Raw genomic sequence first — 8,131 nt, forward strand, 5'->3', positions numbered from 1 at the left:
GCCTCGTCGAGGGGCAGGCGGTAGTCGACACCGATGACGTCCACTCCCACCTCGTGCATGGCGACGAGCAGCTCCGAGGTCCCGGTGCCGAAGTGGATCAGGGGTGCCCCGAGGCCGCGGACGTGGTCCAGGGCGCGGCGCGACGCCGGTGCGACGGAACGACGGTAGTCGGCGAGCCCCAGCGAGCCCGCCCACGAGTCGAACAGCTGCGCTGCGCTCGCACCGGCCTCCAGCTGGGCGCGGAGGAACATGCCCGAGGCATCCGCGGCCCACTCCGTCAGCGCTCGCCACGTGTCCGGGTCGGAGTGCATCATGGTGCGCGGACCGAGGTGGTCGCGTGACGGCCGGCCCTCCACCATGTAGGCGGCCAGGGTGAAGGGGGCACCCGCGAATCCGATGAGCGGTGTGGAGCCGAGCTGGGCGACGGTGAGGGCGACGGCCTGCCGGATGGGCTCGAGCGCCTCGTCGGTCAGCCGGGGCAGGGCCGCCACGTCGGCTGCGGACCGGATGGGCTTGCCGAGGACGGGACCGACACCGGGGACGATGTCCACGTCGACCCCGGCCAGCTTGAGCGGGATCACGATGTCCGAGAAGAAGATGCCGGCGTCGACGTCGTGCCGGCGGACGGGCTGGAGGGTGATCTCGGACGCCATCTCCGGGTCCAGACAGGACTCGAGCATGTTCGTGCCCTCCCGCAGCGCACGGTACTCGGGCAGGGACCGTCCCGCCTGGCGCATGAACCACACGGGCCGGCGGTGCGGAGTCAGCCCGCGATACGCGGAGATGAGGGCCGAGCCGGACGTGCGTCCGTCGACCAGCGGGTGCGATGCTCCAAGGTCCATACCGCAGATTCTGCCGAAGATCCCGGCCGATGGTTAACCGGGCCGCCGGGCGCCGGGCCGGGCGTGGGCAACATCACCTGCTCGTGGAGGGACACGATCCCGCAGGATTCCGCGGTTTGCAAGCGCCGGTAAGGATCACCTATTCAGGGAACGGGGGTCGTTCTCGGTATGATTGAGGGGCTGTGGTACTTCTTTCACTTGTAGCGACACACTCGAACGTCGACCTGGAAACCGTTGCCCGACTGAGCGTCGGGGCGCCCCAGGTCCCCTCCGTCGCGCTCGCCGACGACAGGTCGGTGTCGGGCGCCGTGGTCCTCGCCACCTGCAACCGGTTCGAGATCTACGCGGAGGCCCCGTCGGAGGACGACGTGGAGGCCGCACGGTCCGCGATCGTCTCCACCATCAGCGAGTACTCCGGGATTCCCGAGAAGTCGGTGTCCGCCTCCTTCGAGACGCACACGGGCCAGGACGTCGCAGAACACCTGTTCGCCGTCGGCGCCGGGTTGGACTCCGCCGTGATCGGGGAACGCGAGATCGCCGGACAGGTCCGGCGCGCACTCACCGAGGCCCAGGGCTCGGGAGCGGCCAGCGGCGGACTGGTACGCCTCTTCCAGGCGGCGTCGAAGACCGCGAAGGAGGTCGGGGCACAGACCGCGCTCGGCAGCCGCGGGCGTTCGATCGTCTCCGTCGCCCTCGAACTGGCGGGCGACATCTCCGACGACGCCGACTGGTCCGGCAAGGCCGTGGTGCTGTTCGGCACCGGCGCCTACGCGGGGGCCACGATGGCCGCGCTCAAGGATCGGGGCTGCACCGACATCTCCGTCTTCTCGTCCTCGGGACGCGCGGACGCGTTCGTGGCCACACGCGGCGGGACGGCCGTCGCGGCCGCGGACCTGCCGGGTGCCATGCGCCGGGCGGACGTGGTCATCGGGTGCAGCGGCAGTGACGCACGCATCGACGCCGCCGACATCGAACGGGTCCGCGAGGGCAGCAACCGCCCGCTCGTGGTCATCGACCTGGCGCTGAGCCACGACTTCGATCCTGCCGTCGGCACCCTCGACGACGTCGAGCTCATCACCCTCGAGTCCGTGCGCGCAGCTGCACCGGAGGAGCAGGCCGACGCCCTCGCGCAGGCCGGCGACCTCGTGCGCGAGGCCGCGCGGTCCTTCGAGGAGCAGCAGAACACCCGGGCGATGAACGCCGCGATCGTCGCGCTGCGGCAGCACACCCAGGCCGTGCTCGACTCCGAGATGGAACGCGTGAGGGCGCAGCACGGCTGCACCGCGGCTGCCGAGGAGGTCGAGTTCGCCCTGCGGCGCATGGTCCGCCAGCTCCTGCACGTACCGACCGTCCGTGCCCGCGAACTCGCCGCCGAGGGACGCCAGGACGACTACACCGCCGCGCTGGAGGCCCTGTACGGGATCGACGTCGCGCCCGCCGCCCCGAAGGCGCCCGCCGCCCCGGCGACCGCCGAGGGAGCCACCGCGTCCGCCGCCGTGGTCCCGGCCGCCCGGCTGCACCACACGCATGCCGACGGTGCCGTGTGCCCGGTGGACCACGAGCGGCCCGCCCGCAGCGCCTAGTCCCCTGCCGCTGTCGGCGGACGCCCGGGACGGGCCCTGATCCGTCCGCCTAGTACGTCAGCTTCGCAGGTTCGATCCTGCGGACCCACTCGATGATCCCGCCGTCCACCGACCGCGCGTCCGGGTGCCCCTGCGCCCGGAGGAAGCGCACAACGTCGGCCGACCGGACGCCCGACTTGCAGTGGACGTAGACGGTCCGGCCGGTGTCTACGGAGGCGTCGCCGTCGAGGATCGTGTCCTTCGGGACCAGCACCGCGCCGTCGATGTGAACGATGGCGTACTCCTCCGGGGTACGGACGTCGAGCAGCTCGAAATCGGCCGTGTCCGCGGACCGCTCGGCGAGGAGCCGCGCGAGTTCGTCCACGGTGATCGTCGGGACCCGGTCCTCGCCGCCGAGACCGTCCGGTGCGGCGGTCGGGCTGGCAGGCGGCAACCCGCAGAACTGCTCGTAGTCGATCAGTTCGGTGATGCGCGCCGCCGTCGGGTCGGGACGCACGCGCACCTCCCGCCAGCTCATGTCCAGCGCGTCGAACACCAGCACCCGGCCGAGGAGGGTGGTGCCCACCCCCGTGATGAGCTTGATCGCCTCGTTGACCATCACGGAGCCGATCTGCGCGCAGAGCACGCCCAGCACGCCTCCCTCCGCGCAGGACGGCACGGATCCCGGCGGCGGCGCCTCGGGATAGAGATCGCGGTAGGTGGGTCCATGATCCTGCCAGAACACGCTGACCTGCCCGTCGAACCGGAGGATGGAACCCCACACGTAGGGCTTGCCGAGGATCGCGGCGGCGTCGTTCACGAGGTACCGGGTGGCGAAGTTGTCCGTGCCGTCGATGATGAGGTCATAGCCGGCGAACAGGGTCAGGGCGTTGGACCGGTCGAGCCGTTCCCGGTGCAGGACCACGCCGACCAGCGGGTTCAACGCCAGGATGCTGTCGCGGGCCGATTCGGCCTTCGACCGTCCGATGTCGGGCATCGAGTGGATCACCTGGCGCTGCAGGTTCGAGAGCTCGACGTCGTCGTCGTCCACGATGCCGAGCGTCCCCACCCCCGCCGCAGCCAGGTAGAGCAGCGCGGGCGAGCCGAGACCGCCGGCCCCGATCACGAGCACGCGCGCGTTCTTGAGGCGCAGCTGCGCGTCGGGCCCGAAACCGGGGATGATCAGGTGCCGGGAGTAGCGGGAGCTCTCCTCCTGCGTCAGGCTCCCGGTCGCGTCGACGAGCGGAGGCAGTCCTGGCGCCCCTCCCTGCCATCGCTCCGACGGCTCCGGGATCGGTTCCGCCGCGGGCACAGCGGCGCCGGACACGGGTGCGGGAACGGGTGCGGGAACGGGTGCGGGAACGGGCGGCGACGACGGGGAAGCGGTCATGCCCAAGGGTATTCCGCTTCCCCGCGCACCGGCCAGCGACCGGCGTGCGGGGACGGGGACAACCCGCGACCCGGAACGGGTGGACCGGGAGACCGGTGGGTAAACTGGGCGGACGTCCACCGACCGCTGAACCGAGGATCGCCCTACGTGAGTGCAGAACCGACCGCCTCAGGAAAGTCCCTCCGGCTGCCGCGGGACGAACGCCGCCGGCAGCTCCTGGCAGCGGCGCAGGAGGTCTTCGTGGGGAGCGGCTACCACGGCGCGGCGATGGACGACATCGCCGTCGCGGCCAAGGTCAGCAAGCCGGTGCTCTACCAGCACTTCCCGGGCAAGCGCGACCTCTACCTGGCCCTGCTCGACAGCCACCTCGCCGAGCTGACGCAGCTGCTCGTCGATGCCCTGCGCTCCACGGACGACAACAAGCTCCGCGTCCACGCGACCATGCGTGCCTACTTCCAGTTCATCGCGCAGGACAGCAGGGCGCACCGCCTTGTCTTCGAGTCGGACATCAGCAACGAGCCCGACGTGAGCAGCCGGCTCGAGGCCTTCAACGCACAGTTCGCCAACGACATCGCCGGTGTGATCGCGGGTGACACCCAGCTGTCCCTGGTGGAGGCGACGCTGCTGGGCCGCGGCCTGGCGGGGATGGCGCAGATCAGCGCCAGATATTGGCTGGAGACCGACGGCAGCCTCGACATCGATGCCGCCGCGGAGCTGATCTACCGTTTAGCTTGGCGCGGAATCAGCCGCTTCCCCAAGGAAATCTAGAGTAGGTTTCGGTACGAATCACAGGTTCACTACACAGGAGGCATGCGCCGTGGAAGTCAAGATCGGTATCCAGAACGTCAACCGGGAGATCATCCTCGATTCCGCCGAGAGCGCCGACGCGATCGCGGAGCTCGTGGCCGCGGCGATGAGCGGCGGTACCGAACTGCGCCTCAAGGATTCCAAGGGCCGCCAGGTGATCGTTCCGACGTCGGTCCTCGGCTATGTCGAGATCGGCGCCGAGGAGACCCGCCGCGTGGGCTTCGGCGCGCTCTAGTCCCGGGCGGACAGCAGGACGCGGACGAGGACCCGCGGGCGACGCCGGAAGGTGTGGCCCGCGGGTCTTCCTGTGCGGGGCGCCGGACTACGCGGTGAGTCCGAGTGCGCTCATGCGCCGCGAGTGGTTGCGGGTGAGCTGCGCGAAGAGGGCCGTGGTGTGCTGCGCGTGGTCGGGTTCGGCGGCGAAGAGCAGTCCCGCCAGGTACTCACGTTCGATACCGACGCGCTGCGCCTGCGTGAGGGCTTCCCCGACGAGCCTGCGCCCCCAGAGCGCGAGGCGCGAGGCGAGGCGCGGATCGTCGGAGAGCGCCTCCTTCAGGCGCCGCTGCAGGTGGGCGGCGCCTTCGCCCGAGTCGATGGCGCCGATGAGTTCGCGGGTGGCCGGGTCGAGGCTGTCGGCCAGGGCCCGGTAGAAGTCCCCGGAGAAGGCGTCGATGACGTAGGCCTTCATGAGCGACTCGTACCAGTCGCCGGGCCGCGTGCGCTCGTGGAATGCATCGATGGATGCCTGGAACGGCGTCATCGCGTCCTCGACGGACACGCCCCGCCGGCCCAGGAAGGCCGTCACCGACTCGAAGTGCTCGAACTCCCGGACCGCGAGCCGACCGAGGTTCGCGCGGTCCGCGAGGCTGGGCGAGAAACGGGCGTCCGACGACAACCGCTCGAAGCCTGAGAGTTCCCCGTAGGCGATGACACCGAGCAGGTCGGTGACGAAGCGGGCGTAGCGGGGGTCGGAGAAGGCGTCGGGCGCGGGGCCGCCCGCTGCCGGCCGGACGACGGCGTCCTGCCCGTCGGACGCCGTCGGAGGCTCCGGCCGCGTCGTGCGCACCGCCGAAGGGGCCGGCGACACGGTACGGTCCTGGCCGGACGTGGAAAGGGCCGTGCGGTCGGTGGAGCCGTTGTTCATTCTGCTAAGAGTACGCAATCGCAGGGGTGGGGCAACCCGCCGTACGGCGCCCGGCACCTGTTGCGGAACGGCGACGCCGCCTAGGCTCGTCCCAGTCCGGACAGCGGGATCCCGCTGCTGTCCGGTTCCCGACGCTCCGGTGTGCAGCCGGATGGAAGGAAGGCACCCGTGGACTTCTCCGCCGTCCTCGAACTCTCGGGCCGCACGGCCACCGGGCTGCAGGTGCCCGAGCAGGTCCTGGCCGCGCTCGGCGGGGGCAGGCGTCCCCCGGTGCGCGTCACGATCGGGACCTACACGTACCGCACCACCGTCGGGTCGATGGACGGGCGCCCCATGATCCCGGTCAGCGCGGAGCACCGCACGGCAGCCGGCATCGAGGCCGGCCGGACGGTGACCGTGGGGCTGGACCTCGACACCGAGGAGCGCACCGTGGACGTCCCCGAGGATCTCGCCGTCGCGCTGTCCGACGATCCGGCGCTGGTCCGCGCGTTCGATGCGCTCTCCGTGAGCCGCAGGAAGGCCCTGGTGCTGCCCATCGTCCAGGCGAAGGGCGCGGACACGCGCCGACGCCGTGTGCTCAGGGCCGTGGACTCCCTCCGCCCGCCGCCTTCCTGACGGCGCGGACAGGTGCTCCGACATCCGCCCTGCCCGATGTCGTGAACGTGCACTACCGTAAGGCGTGTGCCAGCACAGCATATGGACCTCAGGGACCGCGAGTCCCAGCAACGGCTCACCGAGTCGCTGCGGTCCCTCCGCGAGGAACTCGACATCCGTGAGGATTTCCCGGAGGACGTGCTCCGCGAGGCGGCCGAGGCCGTAGCGGCCTCCCGCCTGCCGGACGCCGACCTGCGAGACCTGCCCTTCCTCACCATCGACCCACCCGGCTCCACCGACCTCGACCAGGCCGTCCACCTGGCGCGCAGTGCCGGGTCCGGCAGGTCGGACGATCCCGGGCAGGGACCCGGCGCGGGCTACGAGGTCTGGTACGCCATCGCCGACGTACCGCTCTTCGTCCGGGCCGGGGGCGCGGTCGACGCAGAGGCGAGGCTCCGCGGCCAGACCCTGTACGCGCCCGACGGACGGATCTCCCTGCACCCGGAGACCATCTCCGAGGACGCCGCGAGCCTCCTTCCCGACCAGGACCGCCCTGCCTTCGTGTGGCACTTCGACCTCGACGCCGGGGCCGTCGTCCGGACCGTCACCGTCCGCCGAGCCACGGTGCGCAGCCGCCGCCAGCTCACCTACGCCGAGGTCCAGGCGGCGATCGACGCGGGCACCGCGGACGAGCAGCTCCTCCTCCTCCGCGAGATCGGGCTCCGGCGCATCCAGCAGGAACTGGACCGCGGTGGGGCGAGCCTCAACCTGCCGCGCCAGGAGATCACGCACGACGGCGAGAGCTACGCCATCATCACCGAGCCGTCCCTTCCGTGCGAGGACTGGAACGCGCAGATCTCGCTCATGACGGGCATGGCCGCGGCCCGCATGATGATCGACGGCGGCATCGGCATCCTGCGCACCATGCCCGAGCCCGACGACGGCGCACTCGGCAAGTTCCGCCGCCAGTCGGAGGCACTCGAGCACCCCTGGCCCCCGGACATGCCGTACGGCGCCTTCCTGCGCACGCTCGACGTCGCCGACCCGCGGCAGCTCGCCCTGATGCACGCCGCGGCCTCGCTCTTCCGCGGCGCCGGCTACACCGCGTTCGACGGCGCGGTGCCCGACGCCGTCGTGCAGTCGGCCATCGCGGCGCCCTACGCGCACACCACCGCTCCCCTGCGGCGCCTCGTGGACCGCTTCGTGCTCGTCACGTGCGCAGCGCTGTGCGCCGGCGAGGAGGTCCCGGAGTGGGTGCGTGCCGCCCTCCCCGACCTCAATGCGCTGATGGCGTCCTCGAACCAGACGGCCTCGCGGCTCGATTCCGGGGCGATGGACGCCGTGCAGGCGGCGCTGCTGAGCAACCGCATCGGCGAGGCCTTCTCCGCCGTCGTCCTGCAGGGCTCCCCGCCCGCCGTCGAGGACGCGCCCGGCCGGCAGGCCCCGCGCCTGTCCGGCACGGTGCAGGTCACCGAACCCCCGCTGGAGGCGAAGTGCTACGGCGAACTCGTGGCGGGAGAGCGCGTCACCGTGGTCCTGCTCGAAGCGGACATCGCCCGGCGGCGTCTCCGCTTCGAGGTCAAACCGACGGACGCGCCCCAGCGGGACCTGCGATGAGGCCCCGCACGGACCGGCAGGGTAGGCTGAGGGTGTAGTAATGGATGCCCGGTCGTTATCAATCCGTCGATAACCCGCAGTACCTACTCGATCCCGAGTTTTCCCGCGGGCGCAGGTCTCCCTCCGCAGCCCGCACGCAGTTGCAAGCCCGCGATCGGCTTCCACTGGACGCCCC

General features: G+C 71.2%; 8 protein-coding genes. 5 read left to right on the plus strand and 3 right to left on the minus strand.

Translation table 11 applies throughout. The annotated features are described in order from the left end of the window. The coding region (locus tag CVO76_RS07970) for a uroporphyrinogen decarboxylase (RefSeq protein ID WP_208741749.1) at positions 1 to 842 on the minus strand (842 nt) is incomplete at its 3' end. A 182-nt stretch (positions 843 to 1,024) separates the two neighbouring features. On the opposite strand from CVO76_RS07970, the gene CVO76_RS07975 reads away from it, so the two are divergent. Then, on the plus strand, positions 1,025 to 2,425 hold the full coding sequence (locus tag CVO76_RS07975) for a glutamyl-tRNA reductase (RefSeq protein WP_133080973.1): 1,401 nt from the start codon (positions 1,025 to 1,027) through the stop codon (positions 2,423 to 2,425). A 49-nt stretch (positions 2,426 to 2,474) separates the two neighbouring features. Here CVO76_RS07975 and moeB read toward each other — a convergent pair whose 3' ends face one another. Beyond that, positions 2,475 to 3,794: a molybdopterin-synthase adenylyltransferase MoeB gene (gene moeB, locus CVO76_RS07980; protein WP_208741584.1), complete on the minus strand. Its 1,320-nt coding sequence runs from the start codon at positions 3,792 to 3,794 to the stop codon at positions 2,475 to 2,477. 147 nt (positions 3,795 to 3,941) lie between these two features. Here moeB and CVO76_RS07985 point away from each other — a divergent pair, with 147 nt between their 5' ends. Next, complete coding sequence (locus CVO76_RS07985; RefSeq protein WP_244186268.1) at positions 3,942 to 4,562, plus strand: TetR/AcrR family transcriptional regulator; 621 nt, start codon at positions 3,942 to 3,944, stop codon at positions 4,560 to 4,562. Positions 4,563 to 4,611: 49 nt separating this feature from the next. Next, positions 4,612 to 4,836, plus strand: coding sequence for a DUF3107 domain-containing protein (locus tag CVO76_RS07990; protein WP_133080975.1), 225 nt, complete (start codon positions 4,612 to 4,614; stop codon positions 4,834 to 4,836). Positions 4,837 to 4,923: 87 nt separating this feature from the next. Here the strand turns inward: CVO76_RS07990 and CVO76_RS07995 are convergent, their stop codons facing one another. After that, positions 4,924 to 5,745, minus strand: coding sequence for a ferritin-like fold-containing protein (locus tag CVO76_RS07995; RefSeq protein WP_208741585.1), 822 nt, complete (start codon positions 5,743 to 5,745; stop codon positions 4,924 to 4,926). Between the two features lie 168 nt (positions 5,746 to 5,913). On the opposite strand from CVO76_RS07995, the gene CVO76_RS08000 reads away from it, so the two are divergent. Then, positions 5,914 to 6,360, plus strand: a complete 447-nt coding sequence (locus CVO76_RS08000) for a YdeI/OmpD-associated family protein (RefSeq protein ID WP_208741586.1) — start codon at positions 5,914 to 5,916, stop codon at positions 6,358 to 6,360. Between the two features lie 66 nt (positions 6,361 to 6,426). After that, positions 6,427 to 7,956 carry an RNB domain-containing ribonuclease gene (locus tag CVO76_RS08005; protein ID WP_347876233.1) on the plus strand — a complete coding sequence of 510 codons (1,530 nt, stop codon included), beginning with the start codon at positions 6,427 to 6,429 and terminating at the stop codon, positions 7,954 to 7,956. The last annotated feature ends 175 nt before the right edge of the window (positions 7,957 to 8,131 follow it).

The sequence above is a fragment of the Arthrobacter agilis genome (genome assembly GCF_002953615.1).
GTDB lineage: Bacteria > Actinomycetota > Actinomycetes > Actinomycetales > Micrococcaceae > Arthrobacter_D > Arthrobacter_D agilis_B.